Raw genomic sequence first — 21,978 nt, 5'->3', positions numbered from 1 at the left:
TTATTACGCTACTGCTCAGAGTGTAAAGCGTTCAACAGAGGTGGTAAGCGAATGAGCTAATTGATTTAATTGCTGGCTTTGCTGTGTCATTGAAGCAGACTCCTGAGCATTTTGTTCTGCTGCATCGGCTGTTTGGGTCATTGTTTGCTCTATTTGTTGGCTATGGCTTACTTGTTCATTGGCTGCATGAGTAATGCTTTGGCTCATACCATTAATAGTGCTAAGCGCCGCTTCTATTTGCTCGATTGCATCATGCAACGACTGGCTTTGTTCTACACATTCACTGGCTTGTATTTGTCCTTGTGAGATTGCTGTAACGGCATAAGTTGTTTCTTGCTGTAAGGCACTAATCATGGTTTGAATTTCGGCGGTTGATAGTTGCGTTCTAGAGGCTAATGAACGAACCTCATCAGCAACAACGGCAAATCCACGCCCATGTTCACCCGCTCTTGCAGCTTCAATTGCAGCATTCAATGCTAGCAAATTGGTCTGATCGGCAATAGCACTGATGGTGGTTAAAATCCCACCAATATTATCACTGTGCTGACTGAGTTTTGCCATGATCTCCACAGAATCGCGCAAGCTGGTTGATAAGGCTTCAATACGGAAACGGTTATCATTAGCAATGCTTTTTATTTGTAATCCTTGCGAGGAAGCTAATTTAACATGTTGTTCAGATTCAGAGGCTTGCTCATTGACCTGATTTGAACTGTGATGTATTTGCTCTGCAAGCTGCTTAGCTTGGCTAATATTGTTAATTTGTGCGGAAGCTGAAAGGGATATTGTTTCGCTTTGCGCTTGCGAGCGAATAGCGGATTCATCTAGCAGGTGTGCATCACGACTAATGTCTTGCAATAAATTAGTCAGGTCGTCAGACAGTTTATTGATGTTATCCATCAACTCGCCAAATTCATCATTATTTCTCTTGGTTAATCGCCGAGATAAATCACCGCTGGCAATTCGCGATAATGCACTGTTAATGGCTTGTAGGGGGCCTAACATGGCTTTTGAGGTAAAGTAATAGATAAACATCGCCATCAAGACAAACACCACCGCCATTGCAACAGCCAATGTTTGTGCGGTACTAACGTCATCAATCGCAACCATTTGTAACTGGTGGAATCGTTCGTTGGCGAGCTTTACTAATTGCTCTAACTGATTGTTAGTTGCATCAAAAAAGGTGTTGGCTTGCAGGTTACTATTCTCAGCTAAGCGCTGCTGATTGACGACATTTTCTTGTGCGACATACAAGCTGCCTGGTTTATCGGTGAACTGTTTAATTGTTTGCAAGTTAGTGTCAAAATCTACAAATAGCTCAGTAGCACCCAAAGGCTCTGCTTGTTGGGTTAAGTAGTTGCGATTAACCGTAATATTACCTAATAATATAGCCACATCTTGTTTATGAATATTCACAGCATCAACAGCGGTTAATCGGCCAAGTTCCGTCATGGTATTGCCTAGAGTAAACAGCATATCGTCGATGCGTACTCCGCCGCCAATGACTTCATTTAATAACTGCTGTTCGCCCGGCGGGGCTTCTATCAGTTCTAAATCAATCATATTGTTACTGGCATTAATTCGAACATTATCAAATTGCTGTTTTAGTGTGCCGAAATTGTCGCGGTTTTGTCCTATTTCAAGTTTAGCGCCGAACATGATGTGCGATTGCTGTTCGTACTGCTGGTATGATTTTTGAGCTTGAGTTAATGACTGAAGCATTGTGGGTTGATCAGCCACTTTTGCAGATAATGTCTTTAATACCTCTCTGAACTCCAGTTGCAATTGCTTGAACCGCTTATAACTGAGATCAATATTGTCATTATCGATTTGTGAATAAGCTAAACTGCCAGTTTTAGCCATTTTTAATAGGGTAATTTGCAAGGCATTTGACTGGTTTTGAACTGGTACTGCTAAGGTTTCGATATTAATATTGGCTGTTTGAATTTTACTCAAGGAATGATAAAAAAAACTACTTCCAGCAAGCAGTAATAAGCCAATCGAGGCAAATCCTAACGCTATTTTTTGTTTGATTGTCAATTCGAATATTGTCATTTAGTCTCTCTTATTGTTATTTTCTGACGTCATTCTTGCCGTATTTATGCGTAATCAAGGATGTTTTTTGTTCAATAGTGACAATCTCTAGAGTAGTTGTTTGTTAAAATAATGTAAATGACCTTGTGTGGAAATAGAAATATACCCTTGTTTTTATGGTTATATTTCACTTTTCAATCCAAATGCATATTGAGCATGTGTACCAATTGATTAGGACTAATAGAGCAATATCATTGAGCTATTCAGCATCTAATAGGCAAGCGATAATGCTTTGAGTATTATTTAAAAAAAGTGGTTGTTCTATTTTGAAATGATTAGCTTTATTGTTAGAAGGATTATTCTTATTACTATTTTCAATTATTCGAGGTTAATGTGGGTCTACAATCAGTATCGCTAACGCAATCAAATGGCCAAGTACGCCTCGTCTCGCCATCAAAAATCATTTGTATTGGGCGTAATTATGCCGAGCATATTGATGAGCTCGGTAATGACATTCCTGATGATATGGTAGTGTTTCTTAAGCCAAACTCAGCCATTACTAACACGTTATGTAGTTACTTAGGTGAGCCCTTACATTACGAGGCCGAGTTGTGCTTTATGGTGAATAATGGTCATTTTAGTGCGGTTGGTGTTGGGCTTGATATGACCAAGCGTGAGCTGCAAACCAAGTTAAAAACCAAAGGCTTACCGTGGGAACGTTCTAAAGCTTTTGATGGTTCGGCGTTATTCAGCGAATTTATTGCAGTAACACCAGACATCAAAGATTGGTGCTTTCAATTAACCATTGATAATGTCGTGACGCAATTAGGCCATCAGCAATTAATGATGTACCAGCCACAAGCTATTTATAACGCCGTCAGTGAGTTTATGACCTTAAACGATGGTGACATTGTCATGACAGGGACACCTAAAGGCGTAGGTGTGGTGACAGAAAATACTACTTTTGAGCTGAGCTTATGGGCTAATGTGCCATTTACTGTATTTGAAGCTGCACTGTCGGGCGATAAACCGATTGAACAGCTTTGTGGTAACCCCGAAATCGTTAAGCAATGGCAGGCAAAATAGAGTTAGGCCGTGAAATAAAGCATGCTCGAAAAAAATGACCCTCTTATTAAAGAGGGTCATTTCTTTATGAAGGCATTAAATTGGCTCGCTTAATTAATGCTATTTCATTAACGCAACGGCTTCCATGTCTAGCTCGATGTCGGTGCAACCTTTAGCGCAATAAATCCCTGGGGCTTTAGCGCTTTTTGGTGCCTTTTTGGTGTTAGGCGGTAATTGCAGTGTCAGCGGTTTACTACAGTCGCTGCAAGTTGCGCTGTTACCTTTGAGCATGCGTTTTATCAGATTTTTTTGTTGATTAAACGATGCCAATGTTGGGTCATTAATCGCTGAAAAATCGAGTTTCTGTGTATCGCTCATGTCGGTTCCTATCTTTCTAGCTGATCTCGCAATAAAGCGAGATCAATCTATTTCATTTGGTCGATCACTTTACTTGGTCAATTGGACGCCAGCGTTGTAATGCTACCGGAAGGCTAACACCTTGTGCCGTTAATAAATTAACTCGGGCCAAATAAGCTGCGCCATGCATTAAGTGTTTGGCTAAGTCTACTGCATGACGTTGGGTGTAGTCATCTAAATAACTGCCTTTAGCCCATGCGTTAAACGCGCCGAGTGCCGGACCTGCCCAGATTTGATAATCCATCTCGCGACCAAGTTCACCGGTGTTTGACCAACGGCTTGATAAACCTAAATACCAACGGAAAATTAACGCCATTTTACGCTTAGGGTTATCTTTAGCTCGCTCAATTTGTTTCGGGTCGCGCTCATTGAAATGCGCTACCGTGCCTGTCCAAATATCATCCAGGCTTGAGCGGAATACTTGTTTTTCAAGTTTTTCACGTTCCTCGCTTGGAATGGCTTCAATCGAGTCATAGCGGGTATAGATTTCATATAACTTGTTGGCACGCATTGGGAATAAGGTGCCGCGCTTTACCACTTGCAGCTTAACGCCCATTTCGAACATATCGGCAGCAGGTGCCATAGTCACATCGGCCATTTCTGTGGTGGCCAGTAATTTACGAGTATGCTCGCTGGCTCCGGCTTCTACACAAGCTTGGTTGATTGAACCAGTAACGATGTAGGCTGCGCCCATATGAAATGTCGCCAGTGCCGCGTCAGGCGTGCCAACACCACCACCGGCACCAACACGAATAGGGGTTCTATACTTGTACTGTGCTTGCACTTGATCTTTTAATGCCAAAATAGTGGGCAGTAAAGTGACTAATGGTCGATTGTCGGTATGACCGCCTGAGTCTGCTTCAGCGGTAATATCATCAGCCATAGGCACTAGCTGAGCCAACTCCATTTGCTCTGCGCTGATAAGACCTTCATCAAGCAACTGTTGCAGTATTTTAACGGGTGCAGGCTGCATGAATTTAATCGCCACTTCAGTACGGCTGATTTTCGCAATCACTTTATTGTCTATTTGCACATGACCGTTTGCATCACGGCTTAAACCGGCTGCACGATAATAGACAATTTGTGGGGTTAAGCCTAAAAAGGCAGAAGCCTCAACAGTGCGCACTTTGTGCTTTAAAAATAGCTCAACACTGCCACGCTCTAGCGCAGGTTCACTTGGGCTGTGAATTAAATTAAATGCGTATGGACCATTTGGTAATGCCGCTTGAATACGGTTAATGGCTTGTTCAACTCGAGATGGAATTAACCCAGCTGCGCCAAACGAGCATAAAATACCAGCCTGACCTAACGCAATAACCAGTTCTTCAGAAGAAATACCATTGGCCATCGCACCAGCATAATAGGCAAATTTTACCCCGTGAACGCGGCGGAAATTACTGTCGCCTAAGCTTTGAGTGCCAAGGGCTGGGGCAAATGCGCTGACTGGCAGAGCATTTGCTGCAGTAATAGCATCAGTTACGACTTGGGCTTGCTGAGCAACCCCTAAGCCTTGTTGTGTGTCGTTAACCACATAACACGCTTGTGATAAATCTTTAAGCTTCTTATCCATGCCTACAGGGTCAAAACTGACGTGTTGCTGGCTAACTTGCCATGGCCAAGGAGAAAGCTTTTCGTTGTGCACTTGAGTTGTCATTATTATTCCTTTTTGGCCTAAGCTTCTTCAATACAGATGGCGATATCTTTGACTTCATAAATGCGCAGACCATCTTTACTGAGGTTTGCGTCGCCTATTATGATGCGTTTACCGTCTTCATCTTTTACTGCACTGATATGTACATCAAGTGACATTTGTTTGTTCAGTGGGTTAATTTGACCGCGATATTTCCATTTAATATCCGACAATATTTGGCCGAACTTTGGATTAGTGAAACCTTTACCTAGGTCTGTGCTGATGGCGTAAGTTTGCATCAACTCGATCACGGCTTCAACACCTAATGAACCTGGCATTACCGGATCTTGATGGAAGTGGAATTGAAAGAACCAATCACTAGGGTCAATAGTGCGTGACGCAGCAAGATAGCCTTTACCGTATTTCCCGCCCGCTTCAACAATTTCTGCTTTGTCGATAAAGTTAAGCTGGCCGCCCGCTAAACAATAATGCGGTTGGCTAGTTGGCGGAGTAAATACCCGTGACTGTTTATCCAGTAAGTTAACGCTAATGTCTGCCGCGACATTGTTATCAACATGCCATGGTTGGGTTATTTTGCCGTTATCTATGCCTAACTGGTTTTTAAGCGCATCACCTTTAAAGTAACCAAATACCGCGCTACCAGTGTAAAACGGCTCGTTATCGACACTTAACTCAAAGGTGAAGCTTTGAATAATGTTACTGCCAGCAATGACGGTTGATAATAGCTTTGAGTCATTGACGATAGTTTTACCGCGTAAATCCACATGACGTAATAATTTTCCGCCACCGTCTAAGTTACGGAAAAATAGCTCTTGCCCAGGAAAACCTAGGGTGGTGCCCATGTAGCCAGAAATAAAGCCATTGGGTTGTAATGAAATTTCCATTAACACCGAATAAGGCATTACCGCTTGATGGCTGTTTTTCACAAAGTACCAAGCATCTGCAGGCACTTCGTATTCTGCTATACACGATGATGGCTTTTTCAATTCGCCGCGTTTACCGTTAATTTCAACCACGCGAGTGGTTAACTGTAAATCGCCACAAGGTGTGCGCGGCGGGATAAGTCCGCGGTAAATACTAAAGTCAGGGCCAAAGCATTTTTCGATATCGCCAGTAGCAAACTCAAACATATGGTACGGGGTAAATGGCACTGTATCGGGCACGCGATTGGCGTACTTTGAATCGGCACTGACTATGGGCGCTTCAACGTGATTTAGCGGAATAACGCCCTTGTTACTCGGGGCGTTTAAATCTGGAATTTGCGCCATTAACGGCGCTTTGTTAGCAATCACTTTACTGCTAGCGTTTGAATCAACGGCAGGGCTAGCGTCTAACGAGATAAGCGGATAACGAGTACATTCGGCATCTTCTTTAATCATTACACCCAAGTTTTGGAAATCGACCACGACTTTTCCATTGAGTAAAATATCAATATTGGCTTTGGCATACGGGCGGGGATGAATACCGATTTCAGTCACTTCCATGCGATAGGTCAGCTCAGCCGTTTGTGGTAACACTTGGCCACGACAGCGAACTTTTTGCGAAGCATTTTCCAATGGTTGGAATCGGCCATTTTCTACTAGAGTATGCATGCCGATGTGGATCATAAAGAACTGTAATAGCTGGCCACAACCCTCGGCCATTAACGAGCCTGCCATCACTTGGTCGCCTTGGAAATGACAAGGGAAATACCAATGGTCTGGCGCAATGTGTTTATGACCTTCGAGTAAGCCTAAGCCCCACGTACCACCTTGTGTTTGTAATTGACTCACTCGCTCAATCATTAAGAACTTTTCAGAGGCAAAACAAAGCGATTTTTGCACCCCAGTTTGTAGCTGATGCGCGACATGGTCGCCACCAAAACAGCTGCCAATATCACCGGTCAGTAAATGATGAATTTGACCATAATCAAATGCCGTTTGGTTACAATGTAGTAATGGTGTAAAGGTTGGTTTATTCGGATTGTTGAGCACTTGTTGACGATGTTTTATTTCATCTTCAGTTTGAATAACCCCTTTACCATCGGCCAGTTCTTGGTCGGTAAAGAAGCCTGCACAACCGCCATCCATTTTTAGGATCATCTTGTCGCCTACGAAACATTCGTAAGAGAAAAAGAATAATAACGTGTCGCCATTGCTGGCAAAGTTATTGATTTTAATGTCGTAACGCAGAGTGTCGCCGCCACGGGGTAAATCTTCTAAGAAGGTTAAAGTACAATCTAATAAGCGATAAACCCGCTCGCCTTTGTTTTCAAAATCGATACCTAAATAACTGATCAACATTAAATCGCACTGGCCCGATTCTACCGCGACAGCCCAAGGGATTTGACCATCCACTAAATACGGGGCATCGACGGGGATGTCGTATTCTGTAGTCATTGAACACGGTTTGTATTGATTCATGGTGGCATCGAGTTTAGTGACGCGTGACACCAATAAATAATCTGTTGTCGGTAAGCGAACTCGGCGCGAGTAACTGTCGATAATGGCGTAATCTGAGCCAAATACTTTAGCGATATCGCCTTCGGCATATTCAACTAAATCAGCGTAATTCCAAATACACGGTTTATTCGCTGGAATAGGTGCAGTGTAAGCGGGCACACAAGCATGATTAGGTTGGATTAACCTGGCAGGGCTAATGGTTTCACTCTTAACCGCGGTTTGTACTGCAGCATTAACGGCATAAGTATTAGCCACCGGAGACGCGACTTGAGTCGCAGTTGTCTGATGGCTAAAACCAGCTAATTGGGACCGTAATAAACTGTCGGCTACTTTCAAGCCTGCATCTCGGCTGGCCAAATAAGCTAAATGCGCTTGTTGTGCTAACCACTGATTTTGTTGAAATGCCGTTAAATGTGCAGGTGGGATAGCATGATTTGTCATACTGGCAACCCTTGGTTGCTTTGGAATTGTTTTATCGGGCATATTTTCTGACATAAGAGGCTCGGCGATATTCTCGCTATTATTGACGCTAAGAGGATTATTATCACGAATAGTTGGTTGCTTACTTTCAATGGTGTTGACCACAGCTGGGGCGATATCTGCACATTGATTGATAATACTGTCAAGCGCATCAAGTGGGCTGTCGATAATGTGTTGGTAAATATCGCGACCACCTAAACTGACTTGTTTAATTAAACTTAACTTACTGCCCGTAGCCAGTTGTTGAGTTAAATTATTGCCCAGTCTAGCGTGCAATGCGTGTTGTTGCGCCGCAGAAACCGACAGATTAACTTGTGAGTATTGATTGTCGCTGCTGGTGAATACACTGGCATTGATAGACGGTTTATCTATGTGACGAGTTTGCACTAAACCATGCAGCAAACTGGCCATGCCAGAAGCGGCAAATGTATGACCGAGAATATCATGAGCTTTACTCAATAACGGCGCTGAGCTGACCGCGATTGCAGCATCAGTTAATCCTTGGGCAAACTGTTGACCTTGAGTCGATAATATACATTCAGGTGATTGGTTTAACTCAACAACATCGGCTGATAATTCGGCTGGTAATTGTGTTGGTAATTGTGACAATGGCGTAAAGTTGACGCTATCGATACTGGCATAGCTATCAAGCTGAGTGTGTGCTGCATTGGTTTGTTGCAGCACGAGTGCGCCAGCCCCTTCACCCACTAACCAATCTGTTGAACTTAATCCTTTGGCGTTAAGTTTTGCGGTATTGAACAACATATTTTCAATGCTGCCAGACAGGTCTACAGCGGCAATAATAATTGCATCTAATGGCTCTTGTAACGAGCCTAAAGCAAACAAGTTTTGCGCCACATCGATACAGCGGTTAACTGATTGCTCGCCTGCAGAAATGGTAAATGCCGGGCCGTTAAAATCCCATAATGAGGCTATCCGCGACGCCATAATATTACCAATAAAGCTGGTGTACTGGTTAAGCTTAGCGGCGTCGAGAACACTGTCCATCGCAATGGTTTCAAGGCTGTCATATTCCGCTGTAGATAATTGAATACCTTGAGCGTTAAGGCTTTGCGCTATTTGGCTGTGTAAGTTAACTCGACCGCGGAATTGATGCAGTTCAAGTTCGGTTTCCATGGCGACTAACACTGCGACTTTGCTGCCTGGCGTTAGCTTGGCATCGGCGATAGCTTCATCGGCGACTTTGATCAACAGTAGTTGTTGCGATATTAGGCGATCATCTTCATTGGGTGGCACTTTAAAACGCAAGAAATCGAAATCGAATTGATCGATATACGCGCCTTGCGGCACTTGGGTGATGCCATATTGGGCTAATAGTTCAGGATGTTTGTCTAAGCCTTTCCAGCGTTGAGTGGGTAGCGGGCTAAAGATGGCTTGTTTGGCGATGATTTTTTTCGCCAGTGCATCAATACTGCTGCATTGACCAAAATGCGCCGCCATGCCGGTAATGTGCATTGGCGTTTCTGCATCAACTAACGTTGAGTGACGAGTTTTAGTGCTATTATTCTGAGTGCTGTCAGTGACAGCTTTAGCTTGATATGACTCAATCAATAAATGAGCGTTACAACCGCCAAAACCAAATACTGATACGCCAGCATGGCGGGCTTTATTGCCAACTTTATCGGGCCAAGGTAGCACTGCATTTGGCAAGGTCGCTTGGCCAAATAAGCCATTAGGCGAGGCGATAGGTGAGCTGATATTAATACTCGGTGGCAACACGCCTTGGCGCATCGCAAAAATCATTTTCATGATCCCTGGCATGCCTGCAGCTGTGAGTAAATGGCCTAAATTGGATTTTGCTGAACCAATTAATGGCGTGGCGCTACCTTGAAGTTTATCTTCAAAAAAACGCTCCATCGAGGTTAATTCAACTTTGTCGCCTAATGGTGTTCCCGTAGCATGACATTCAATCACTTCAATGCTGGCAGGGGTGATACTTGGATCGATTGCTGCTGCATCGCGATAAGCGCGCTCGAATGCTTGCACCTGGCCTTTGCTGTTTGGGCTTAACACAAACTGGCCTTTACCATCGTTCGACAAGCCAATGCCACTGACCAAAGCGTAAATATGGTCGCCATCACGCTCGGCATCTTCAAGGCGTTTGAGCACTAATACCCCAGCACCTTCGCCAGCGAATAAGCCTTTACTGTTACTATCAAATGGGGCGGAAATACCGTGGTCGGGATAGGCATGAAATATCGAAAAGCCCATGTTGATAAAGAACGGATCGGCTCCCGACACCGCGCCAGCCAGCATCATGTCTGCTTTGCCGGTATGCAAGTAGTCGCAGGCTAATTTTAATGCGTAAACTGAACTTGCGCAGGCGGCATCTAAACTCAGTTGCGTACCACCCAAACCTAAAGCATCGGCAACGATTTTTGAGGCATTATGGGCAACAGCACCATTACGCAAGTTAACGATTTTAGGCGCTACATTATTATTAGTAATGCTATTGTTTTGCGATGCTTGATTAAACGATTGCAGACTAAAGTTTGGCTGTTGGAGTTTAGTCTGTAAGGCTTTTTCGACCGCGCTGTGATAAAGCGGCACAAATAGCTCGTTAGACTTGGCAGTAGGGAACGATAAGGTGCCCATGACAATACCAGTGCGCTGCAGCACGTTATGATTAAGGTCAATACCTGCATCAGTTAACGCATTTCGCGCTGTGTCGGTTGCCCACAAGAAACTGTCATCCAAACCAGTAAATGCGTCGGGCTCAATACGATAACCTTGAGGGTTAAATTGAAAGTCTTGAATGTAGCCGCCTTTATCACAATAAAAACGGTCCGACTCGCCTTGTACACCCAAGTAGTCACTCGGTGAAGCATTGAGTTTGCTAGCACTGATTTGGCTGCGCGAATCTTTTTTGTCTAATAAGTTTTGCCAAAATTTAGCCGGAGTATCCGCGTCGGGATACTGATTGGCTAAACCGACAATGGCGATTTTAGGGGTGGCTTGAGAACTCAATGAGGTTCTCCTTCTAATGATGTTTCACTGCAACGAGACAGTGGTGAGCCGCCGGCTATTGCCGTCTGCTGAGATAATGAGTTAATTGTATCGTCAAGGCTGCGAAAAAAGGGCGTTAATGACATCGGCACGCGATGCGCTATTAATTGTCCCAAACACTTGAGTAAACTGCTGACATCGTCGCCGCCCTTGGCATTAACAGCAATCGCCATCGCTGGGGACGTATTACTACTCTGAGCATTAATTTTGTCTATTAAGGTGGTGGTTTGCCTATCGGCTCCTACCTCAACAAATAATCGGCAGCCTTGCTCTCGAGCATTGTGGATTAACTGAGTAAAATCCAACTGATGACAAAAAGTATCGGCAATCGATTGTGCAATAGCGTGCGAGTCTAGCGTGACAGGTGCTGTTTGAGCCGCCGAGATAAACTGCAATTGCTTGGGTAAATTTTCCAGCAGCGGTTGCTGATAAAACTGGCGTACATCGTCGACAATATTTAGCGCGGCTGGCGTATGCATTGCGGTAATTCGATTGGCTGTAATACCACGTTTACCTGCTTGCTTTAACAATGCTTTACAACTGGATTCACAACCTGCGATAACACAGGTATCACCTTGAATAATGGCAATATAAACGCGTGGATAATCCGTTAAATGGGGCGTGAGTTCATCAATACTGGCTCGAGTCACAAAGCTATTCCAGACAATGGGTTCGTCATCGGTTAATTGCCATTGCTGGCGAACACAGCGAAGCTCTCCAGAAATATCTTGGGTAAAGATACTGCTGTTTTGGGTTGCTTCAATCATAGTGTGTGGCGCTTGCCATACATCTAAACTCGCCCACATGGCCGCTTCGCCCATGGAGTAACCTAAGGCAAACCTGGGCTCAATGGCAAACTCTTGCTGCAACAGCTTGGTTAAAATATAACTGGCGCCCACACCGGCAATGGCTAATTGGCTTAAGCTCATCTGTGTGGCACGGTTTTTATCTGCCGCGTAAATAAACTCTGTTTGTAACATCGACTGCATGTCACCTTGGCTTTCGAGTTCGGCATACACATTGGGAAAAACCAAGCCCATTTGACTGAGCATATTTGGATACACAGTACCGACGCCAGGATAGACAAAACTTAAGCCATGATCACCCAGCGGCGCAGAATAGAAACAACTGCCAGCAGGGGTTTTATATTCTATCGGCGGGTTATCGTTAATGTCTGGCTGAAGGTAAGTCGACATTGTTGCCAACATCGCATTAATTTCTATGATTAATCCGTTACGATCCTGTGCCATTAACACTAAAGCTAGGGGCGCATCCGTTTGATAATCGGCCAATGTACTTTTGATAAGTTTTAGTAAGCTGACATCGTCTGTCGCCGAATTGACCTGCGCAGAAAAAGCCATCAGTTTAGTGTGCAATTGCGTCAATGAAGTGGCACACAGTGGCAGCCATAAACGTTGGGGGTTAACCAATTGCTTTGAGGCGACTAATGCACGCCCTTGGGTCAAGATCATTGCCTGAACACCGTTGGCACTTGGGTAACATAAGGCTGCAACCCGACTTTGGTGAAGTGGGCTAAACCAATACTGGCTGTTGACCTTATCTTGTGCTGGTATGTTACGACTGGCGATAGACTCTACTAGGGTAACCATTGCTGCTAATGCTGTTTGTGCATTGTTAGCCGTATTGTTTTTTGCATTGCTATCTAGCGCGACAATCTGCGGTTGAGTATGTAAACGTTTTGCATGATTCAGCGCGAGAGTGATTGCTTCAGCCTGATTGCTACCAAGTGCAACACCATTGAGATAAGCGTGCGCATTGACGCTATTTTTCGCGGCAAGTAGCCCCGGCATTATCCACAACCGATCGGCAATATTGATCATTTCATCTGTAGTGGATGATAGCCGCTCTATGCTGTGTAATAACGCCAGTTCAAAACCGTCGCTATGTTGAGTATCAATCGCAACCTTGTGCTCATTAACCGAGTCGATATTGGGTTTTCTGAGCAACAAAGCCAAGCGTATTGGCTTGGTTTGTTGCTGCAAAATACGCTCACTAATGGATTTTAGCACCATGTTATCTGTGGCTGTCACACTGTGTCCTTGTGTGATAGTTCTGCAGAAGCTCGATGTGGAATAAATGCCCCATTCAAACTCTTACTAATGGTCACTTTAGCATTGAGCATTTGGCAACTCAGGCGGCCGTCTTGATGATATAAACTCACGTTAGCCACTAGCATTCTGCCACTGTGTTTAACCACATCAAGTTGAATATAACCTTTATCGCCATTTGCAAATGGCCAAGCAGTAACACACTCACCGGTTGTTGACGGTAAACTTGCGGCATCGTATTTCAGTCTTGCCCATACCAACATGGCTTGTAGTAGCAAATCTTCCGCGAAAATTTGGCTACCACCTAATGTCGATGACGGTATAAAACCTTGGCAATCGCTAGCATTAATGCTCGGCAATTGAACCTGACACAATAGTTGAGCGTCATCAAATGCCAACACTTGTTTAATGCCTTGCAAACGCGGGCCATGAAACAAGGTTCCGTTTTGGTATAATTCAGCGCCTGAATACAATGGTGACATGTTAGCCCATTGAGCCAAGCTGCTGTCGCCAACAGTGGGTTTAGCAACATCAGTTGCCAATATTGCTTTATTGATCACCAATTGAGCTTGGTATTGCGGTTTCATGACTGCGCTTGGATCGTTTAACAAACGAGAGGTGATCAGCGCGCTGATCCCCGCGTTAGTTTGCGTTAGTTCCAGTTGCAACAAATGTGGCTCATTGGTGTCAAAAATAACCCCTTTAAGCAATTTGTATTCAGCAATACTGACAGGCACATGACATAAGGTTTCTGCCGCATCACGCATCCATTGCATGGCGCATACCGTCGGTAATACCGGATTGCCAGCAATACAATGATCGCTAACAAAAGGCATTTCAGCTGGGGTTAATACTCGAGCCACCGTCTGACTGATAATATCAGTAGCCGATGTCTTAGTCGTAACTGCCTTAGTCGTAACTGCGTTAGCCGTAAATGCTTTAGTCACAAGTGTATTAGTAGCAAATGTCAGCGAACCCTTGGCCATAAGCAAAGCGTCCGCATTAAGCTTTTTTACAGCGTTGTCCTGCTCTGATGAACCTTGCATATCAGAGCCAATGAGCAGTTGTGCCCCTTGTTGGCTTAATAAACTGTGGGCAAATAACTCGGCACCTGCTTGTAGCGGAATAACGTAAACGCCACGTTCAACAAACATTTTCTTTAATGCTGAGCTGACCATACCGCCATCCCAGGGGCCCCAATTAAAACTCATCACTTTAGCTTGCGGTAAAGTATGCGCTAGTTTCAGTGCAGTTTTGTTGAGGATTTCATTCGACATAGCGTAATCACTTTGACCAGTATTACCGTAAAAACCGGCCGCCGATGAAAACAGTGCAATAAGCTTAATCTGTTGTGGGTCGAGTGCATTAATAATGCTAGCAAGCCCAGTCACTTTGGTGTGGTATACGCGGTTAAGTTCATCCAAGGTTTTATCTTGAATGTGCTTATCGGCTAATACGCCCGCACCGTGAATAACCCCATTAATGATTAATGAGTCGCCCTTAACATTAGTCAGACTTTTAAGACTAGCCGCTACCGCGGTGGCGTCGCTGACATCCATCGAGACATACTGAGCACTGGCGCCAACCTTGCTGAAAGCACTTAACGCAGCATCTATTTCTAGGCTGCTGCTTATTGGCCACACTAGTGCATCAATCTGTTTTGGCGTCGGTTTGTTGCCTTGAGATTGAATATAAGCGATGGCTGCGGATTTTAACTCTGAAGCTTGTTTGCCTTGCGCCCAAACCGGTAAGTCGCTACCAAAATGTTGGCTACGACCTGCTAACACAAAATGTGATTGGCATTGTTTGGCTAAGGTGAGGGCGCATTCAAACGTTACGCCTTTTGCGCCGCCGGTGACCAAAATAGTGTCATTTTTGTTTAGGCTTGCTGGTGCAAACTGTTCGCTAGCATTGCCGGCAACTAAGGTTACTCGACCTTGATTACTGATCCCCACTTCATTAATGCGGTCCGCGCTTGCATTGGCACCATTGATATCAAATAACTCAGCAACGATTGCATCGGCAAAACTTGCTGTATCAATATTGTTGGCAATGTCTAATGCGCGGCAAAACACCTGTGGCCATTCATGGCTTAGGGTTTTGCTCAGGCCAGATAAGGCTGCTTGGTTAAGCTCTGCTGTTGCTAGCTGAGTATTATCAAGATAACCAAACCCGCCGTCTAAACGGCTCACGGTAAAGTAGCATAAACGCGAAGCTTGAGTTGGTTTGGCAAACTCAGCGTGAAGATGCTTAGCCCATAAAAACGCGTTGTCGACAGCGGCTTTTGCTGCAACAGTGCACGACATTAATTCGCTGCTGTTAGCTGTGATTTGTGGCTGTAAATGAATAAAGCCCGCAATGGCATGTTCAGCGCCCAAGTCAGCCTTAATATCGGCAATCACTTGTGCAATTTGGGCATCATCAATGCTGCTCAAGGTGTAACTTTTAATATCACTGCTTAAGGGTGAATGTGCCACGGTAATGGTTTGTGGGTTACGAATAACGGCGACGGTTAATCCCTTTGCATTTAGCTTTTCTGCTAGTAAACCTGCATTGTGGCCATCGTCTGTGATGACAATACAAGAGTCTGTTGAAAAGCAATCTGCGAGTTTATCCGCCGCTGGTAACTTTTTTAGCGCTACCTCGCTGTGCGGCGGTAATGCCGCGGTGTTAACGTCAACCTTGTTTGCAGTTGATGTTGGTGCGACCGGCGCAATCGCGTTTGCTGCAGGCAATTTGGTTTGCATGTAACTAACGATTTCACCTAGGGTGCGACATTCGGCTAAATCTTCTGGGTTCAGCTCAGGTAAGCCTGGAAGCTCATCTTGCACTGTACCTAAAATCTCTACGCGTTTGATTGAGTCGATACCAAGGTCTGCTTCCATGTCCATGCTCAGTTCAAGCATTTCAGCAGGGTAACCGGTTTTGTCGGCTACCACTGACATCATGGTGCTTAAAACGGTATCAGCACTTAAACCTGTTGTTGCTGGAGCAGATACTGGAGCCTCAGTGTTGGTTGCAGGCAACTTGGTTTGCATGTAGCTAACGATTTCGCCCAAGGTACGACACTCGGCTAAATCTTCTGGGTTGAGTTCAGGTAAACCTGGTAGTTCGTCTTGCACTGTGCCTAGAATTTCAACACGTTTGATTGAGTCGATACCAAGGTCGGCTTCCATATCCATGCTCAGTTCAAGCATTTCAGCAGGATAACCGGTTTTGTCGGCTACTACTGACATCATGGTGCTTAATACTGTATCAGCACTCAAGCCCGAAGTTGCAGGTGCAGATACAGTTGCTACTGGAGCCGCAGTGCTGACTGCAGGCAGTTTAGTCTGCATGTAGCTGACGATTTCGCCTAAGGTGCGACATTCAGCTAAATCTTCTGGATTCAGTTCAGGCAAACCTGGTAGCTCGTCTTGCACTGTGCCTAGAATTTCGACGCGTTTAATTGAGTCGATACCAAGGTCGGCTTCCATGTCCATGCCTAGTTCAAGCATTTCAGTTGGATAACCGGTTTTATCGGCAACCACAGCTAACATGGTGCGTTGAACGCTTTCTGCACTTAAGCCTGTTGCTGGCGTTGCTGATGCAATTGGTGCTGGCGCCACTGTGCTTGCCGCTGGCAATTTGGTTTGCATGTAGCTAACGATTTCACCCAAGGTGCGACACTCAGCTAAATCTTCTGGGCTCAGTTCAGGTAAGCCTGGAAGCTCATCTTGTACTGTGCCTAAAATTTCTACACGCTTGATGGAGTCGATACCAAGGTCTGCTTCCATGTCCATGCCAAGTTCAAGCATTTCAGTTGGGTAACCGGTTTTATCGGCAACCACAGCTAACATGGTACGTTGGACGTTTTCAGCCGTTAAGCCTGTTGATGCTGGTGCTGCAGTAACTACCGATGTTGATCCTGTTGACGCTACAGCAACCGTGTTCGCCGCTGGCAATTTGGTTTGCATATAGCTAACGATTTCGCCCAAGGTGCGACACTCGGCTAGATCTTCTGGGCTCAGTTCTGGTAAGCCTGGAAGCTCATCTTGTACTGTGCCTAAGATTTCTACCCGCTTGATTGAGTCGATACCAAGGTCTGCTTCCATGTCCATGCCAAGTTCAAGCATTTCAGTTGGGTAACCGGTTTTGTCTGCGACCACACTGAGCATAGTGTCTAACACTTGTTGCTGTGTTAATCCGACTGTTGGTGCAGTAACCGCTGCTGAGCTAACTTGTTGAGCCACAGGAGCTTGAACAGGTTGACTGGCTGTCGGTTGAGATTGAACCGCTTGAGCTGTTTGAACCGGAGCTGGAGCAATAAGTGCTACCACTGGCGAAGGTGTCGTTGTGGCTTGAGCAACTTGGTTTGGCTGCACAAATGCAGGCTGTACTGATGGAGCAGGTACAGATACTGTTGCTTGTATTGAAGGTGTTACCGTTTGCCCTTGCAACATGGCTAACGCAGCTTGGTTTGCTTGTGCTTGCTGCGTTAAGAATTGGGTATGACTTTGCAATGTTTGTGCTTGATGCTGGTGGAACATCTCCATCGAACGTTGCAAGCTTTCTGGAATGGCTAATCCCGATGACGCCATTTGCGCTTGGGCTGTCATCAGGTGAGCAAAGGTGTCGCCATATTGCTGTGGTATGGCTAAAAACTGCTGATGTAATTCAGCTGTTTGTTGCTGCGCAGCAAAAAATGCACCGATACTATCGGCCGACGCTGGCACACTTGAGTTAACCGGTTGAGCTTTTGCTACAGGAGTCGTTGCCGCTAAAGGTGCGGCGACTGCAGAGGCTTGAGCTTGTGCTGATGTTGCAGGCACTTCAATGTATTCAGTTTTAATGACTTCTTTTTCCACAATCTTTTCCACAACTTTCTTGACAGGCACTTCCACTGTCTGGCTGGTAACGGTGCCGGTTTGCAATGACTTTTGCATTTTGGCTTGAGTGGCCGGACTAATATAATTACTCGCGGTTAACTTAACGTTCATCGGTGACACTTTTGCAAGCTCAGCGATAGGAGCTTGATATGGATCAACCTCGGTTAATGCAACACCTAATACTGCAAGCTGACAAGCCGCTTGGCGTAGTTGAGTGTCACTATTGCCTTTAGGATTTGGGTTCAAGCTCACTACACTGACTGACTCTGCTTTATTGCCTAAGGTCGCTTCAACCAATTTTTGGAGGATGTTTTTAGGACCAAACTCAACAAATACACGAGCACCAGCATCATACATGGCATTTAGTTGCTCGCTAAAACGAACCGATTGCAGCATATGTTCACTAAATGCAGCTTGGATTGCTTTAGCATCGTTAGGATGTGCTTTACCTGTGCTATTGGCATAAAGGCTTAGTTTTGGCTTAGCAAATTTAATCTTATTGATTGCCGCAGCAAACGGCTGCTGAGCATGTGCCACTAATGGAGTGTGGAACGCACCAGAAACCGGCAGGGCGATTGCTTTAAAACCAAGTTCAGTGGTGATAGCTTTTGCCGCTAGGGTACATGACGCTGTTGGGCCTGCAATAACCAGTTGGGTTGGTGCATTGTAATTAGCCACCTTGACGCCTTCAAATGCACTAATGTACTGTTCAAGCTTTTCAACTCCGTTGTCAACAGATTGAGCTGGGACAATAATGGCGTACATTACGCCAGCGTCTTGATCTTTAGGTGTTGCCGCCATTGCTTGGCCACGAGCGAAGGCCAATTGGTAATAATCTGCTTGGCTAATGACGCCTGCTGCACATAATGCTGACAGTTCACCAAAACTATGGCCAGCAACCATATCGGCTTTAAAACCTGCTTGAGTCAATAATGCATATTGGCCCATGCTCACCGCACCAATAGCACTCTGGGCATTGGCGGTATTGGTTAATGCGGCCTGTTGTGCGGCAATGTCTTCGGCTTCAAAAGCAGGATTTGGGTACATAATTTGCGATAGTGGCGTTTGTTTATGTTGCGCAAACACCTTGTCTGCTTGCATCAGTTGTTGACGCATTTCTGGATACAAACAGGCTAAATCGGCGCCCATGTTCAGATACTGCGCCCCTTGCCCAGCAAATAGTGCTGCCACTTTATGGCTTGCCGATTCAGGATGAATCAATGCTGCTGCGCGATAACTGGTACCAGAAGGCAATTGCCAGCTGTCGGCAGTATTTGAGCTTAACTGCGCCAGCGCCTGAGTTAGCTGAATGGTTAAGTCTGCTAATGATGCAACCACTAAGCCTATACGGGCCGCATTAGGGGCGATGGTATTCAAGGCAAAACGTTTACCAAAATCGGCTAACACAATTTCTTGGCGATTTTGCTGTGTGGTATCAACAGCCTTAATTTCACTTTGCAGTGCGGTTAATTGAGCCTGTAATGCGGCTTTGTTTTCAGCATGGATCAATAGACTTTGTGGCACTGAACGTTGACGATACTTATCGCCTCGAACATGTTCTTGACGATATTCTTCCAACACAATGTGGAAGTTGGTGCCGCCAAAACCAAAGGCACTAATACCCGCGCGGCGCGGTGTATTGTCGACTCTTGGTAACCATGGACGGGTTTCGGTATTTAAATAAAATGGCGAGTCTTGAATGTTTAATTTAGGATTCGGCTTACTAACGTTAATGGTCGGTGGCAACACTTTATGATGCAAAGCCAGAGCCGCTTTAATCACACCAGCGGTTCCTGCTGTTGATTTAGTGTGGCCAACTTGTGATTTAACTGACCCAAGAGCAATGTGCTGTAAAGAGTCATTACCGTCGGCAAACACTGATTTTAAACCATTGAACTCCGCGACATCACCAGCTGCAGTACCAGTACCATGGGCTTCAATTAAGCCAACAGTGTGCGGCGCAAAACCTGCATCGTCATAAGCGCGTCGAAGTGCTTTAGCTTGGCCTTCTGGGCGCGGTGCATATATGCTTTTAAACTTACCGTCTGATGATGAGCCAATACCTTTGATAACAGCATAAATTCTGTCACCATCACGCTCGGCATCATCAAGACGTTTAAGCGCCATCATGCCAATACCTTCACCAATCATCATGCCTTTTGAGTCAATGTCAAAAGGTTGAATGGTGTCGTTGGTGGTAAATGCCGGTGTTTTTGAAAAGCTCATGTACATAGAAGGTGAGTTGTCGGTACACACACCACCGGTGAGCATCATGTCACTGCGGCCTTCAACTAATTCTGTAATCGCCATGCGCATTGCCGCTAAAGAACCTGCACAAGCTGCGTCAACCACGCAATTCATGCCGCCTAAATCAAAGCGGTTAGCGATTCGCCCTGCAATCACATTGCCGAGTGAACCTGGAAATGAGTTCTCTTCCCAGTGAATATATTGATCCTGAAACTTTTTGATCAACATCTCAGTGTCTTCATCACTTAGACCACTATTTTTAAATACTTTTTTGAGTATTGGGTACTGCAAGCGACCGCTGAGGCTATGATTGATTTTTTGACCACCACCGACGCCTAGTGTAATACCGATGCGATCGGTATCGTACTGTGCATCAATACCTGCATCTGCCAGCACTTCTTTGGCGACCACTAACGATAAAAGTTGTGAGGTGTCTGTTAGTTCGAGGATATTAGGTGGCAGGCCAAATTCCATTGGATTGAAATCGACTTCAGGTAAAAAACCACCGCGTTTACAGTAGCTTTTATCGGCCATTGATTTATCGGCATTGTAGTAATCTTCAGCATTCCAATGGCTTTCTGGAACGTCGATAATCGCATCGATTTTTTCGCTGATTAAATCCCAAAACTTGTTTAGGTAACGTGAGTTAGCAAAAATACTCGCCATGCCGACAATCGCGACAGGCATGTCTTTTAAGCGTTTGTTTAAACGCTTATCTTTATTACTGGATTGGCTCATATGAGTCTCCGTTTGATAACTGAGGTTCAGTTATCTGGTGTTGGGATCCAGCTGCATCAATGGTGCTAGTGGATACTGCGGCTGGTTGACTTGCTCCGGGAAATCGAGCAAGAAAAGTGTGATAGTTCCGAACCAATAACTTACGTAAATGAAATGGTCCGTGTTTTAAGACATGCGTTATATAGCGATTACTCGCTTGGGTATGGCTGTCTTGATAAATATCGAGGTAAACCCAGTCAGACTTAAAATCGACTCCAAGCAAAACAGAATAGGCTTGCTGCTTCGTTAATTGAGGCGGAATACTTAACGACACTACTTGCACTACGTTGTCCGGATCTGGACTTGGCAGGGACAAAGTATCGGCTAAGGTCTTAGGGTTAACGGTATAGGTTTGTATATCAGCTCCCTGAGTAATAGGCAGCTGATTGAAGAATTTTTCTGGCACAAAAGGGCTGTCAAATTCGTCTAGTTTAGAGACCCCAAAACGCTTTAGGCAACGGGCAAGACCGGAGCGAGAGACATTGGGGTTGATAAATTCTTGGGTGACTTTTAGTAGCCGATCTAAAGGCATTTTTAATTGATAACGCAAACCCAGCATCACGTACTCTTCCATCGGAGATAGTGTGGTGTTGAGTTTGTGCGGGGTATTTGGGGTGTTATCGATTGAGTCACGTTTACGCCATTTACGTACTGTGGCTTCGCTGATATTGAGAATTTTGGATAACTGACTGACACTGTAATCGGATTGCTGAATAAATTGACGCATTTCAGGCGTCGTCGTCGCATTACGGTGTTGAACCGTTTTTTGGCGAGGCTTGCCCTTAAATAAACCTGATTCTAAATGTGTTGTTATCTTTTTTGTCATCTAGACCGGGATTCCAAATAATCTATTGGGACTTTAGCGCATTTAAACTTACCGATACTTACTTAAGTCATACTTAAAG

Annotated in this window: 8 protein-coding genes; 1 reads left to right on the top strand and 7 read right to left on the bottom strand. The window is 44.9% G+C overall.

The features are described 5' to 3' along the window. Positions 1 to 15: 15 nt before the first annotated feature. The gene (locus EGC86_RS06795) at positions 16 to 2,052 is read right to left on the bottom strand and encodes a methyl-accepting chemotaxis protein (protein WP_123777052.1); all 2,037 of its coding nucleotides are present in this window, start codon (positions 2,050 to 2,052) and stop codon (positions 16 to 18) included. Between the two features lie 372 nt (positions 2,053 to 2,424). Between EGC86_RS06795 and EGC86_RS06790 the strand changes: the two genes are divergently transcribed. Beyond that, positions 2,425 to 3,117, top strand: a complete 693-nt coding sequence (locus EGC86_RS06790) for a fumarylacetoacetate hydrolase family protein (RefSeq protein ID WP_123777051.1) — start codon at positions 2,425 to 2,427, stop codon at positions 3,115 to 3,117. Positions 3,118 to 3,216: 99 nt separating this feature from the next. Here EGC86_RS06790 and EGC86_RS06785 read toward each other — a convergent pair whose 3' ends face one another. The 6 genes from EGC86_RS06785 to EGC86_RS06760 form a co-directional block, all read right to left on the bottom strand. After that, positions 3,217 to 3,474 (bottom strand): hypothetical protein, encoded by a 258-nt coding sequence (locus EGC86_RS06785; protein ID WP_059747937.1) that lies wholly within the window; start codon positions 3,472 to 3,474, stop codon positions 3,217 to 3,219. Positions 3,475 to 3,538: 64 nt separating this feature from the next. Continuing rightward, positions 3,539 to 5,167 carry an eicosapentaenoate synthase subunit PfaD gene (gene pfaD / locus EGC86_RS06780; protein ID WP_123777050.1) on the bottom strand — a complete coding sequence of 543 codons (1,629 nt, stop codon included), beginning with the start codon at positions 5,165 to 5,167 and terminating at the stop codon, positions 3,539 to 3,541. A 17-nt stretch (positions 5,168 to 5,184) separates the two neighbouring features. Further along, the gene (locus tag EGC86_RS06775; protein ID WP_207893036.1) at positions 5,185 to 11,073 is read right to left on the bottom strand and encodes a hotdog fold thioesterase; all 5,889 of its coding nucleotides are present in this window, start codon (positions 11,071 to 11,073) and stop codon (positions 5,185 to 5,187) included. Then, entirely contained in the window at positions 11,070 to 13,163 is a 2,094-nt protein-coding gene (locus EGC86_RS06770) for a PfaB family protein (protein WP_123777048.1), read from the bottom strand. Before EGC86_RS06770 ends, EGC86_RS06775 begins: the two co-directional genes overlap by 4 nt. After that, positions 13,160 to 21,034 carry a type I polyketide synthase gene (locus tag EGC86_RS06765; RefSeq protein ID WP_123777047.1) on the bottom strand — a complete coding sequence of 2,625 codons (7,875 nt, stop codon included), beginning with the start codon at positions 21,032 to 21,034 and terminating at the stop codon, positions 13,160 to 13,162. The genes EGC86_RS06770 and EGC86_RS06765 overlap by 4 nt, the downstream gene beginning before the upstream one ends. After that, entirely contained in the window at positions 21,018 to 21,899 is an 882-nt protein-coding gene (locus tag EGC86_RS06760; protein WP_011636696.1) for a COG3415 family protein, read from the bottom strand. Before EGC86_RS06760 ends, EGC86_RS06765 begins: the two co-directional genes overlap by 17 nt. Between the last annotated feature and the right edge of the window lie 79 nt (positions 21,900 to 21,978).

It is taken from the genome of Shewanella frigidimarina (assembly GCF_003797125.1).
Lineage (GTDB): Bacteria > Pseudomonadota > Gammaproteobacteria > Enterobacterales > Shewanellaceae > Shewanella > Shewanella frigidimarina.
Note: the sequence above shows the minus strand (reverse complement) of the source record. Positions and strands in the feature narration are given on the sequence as shown.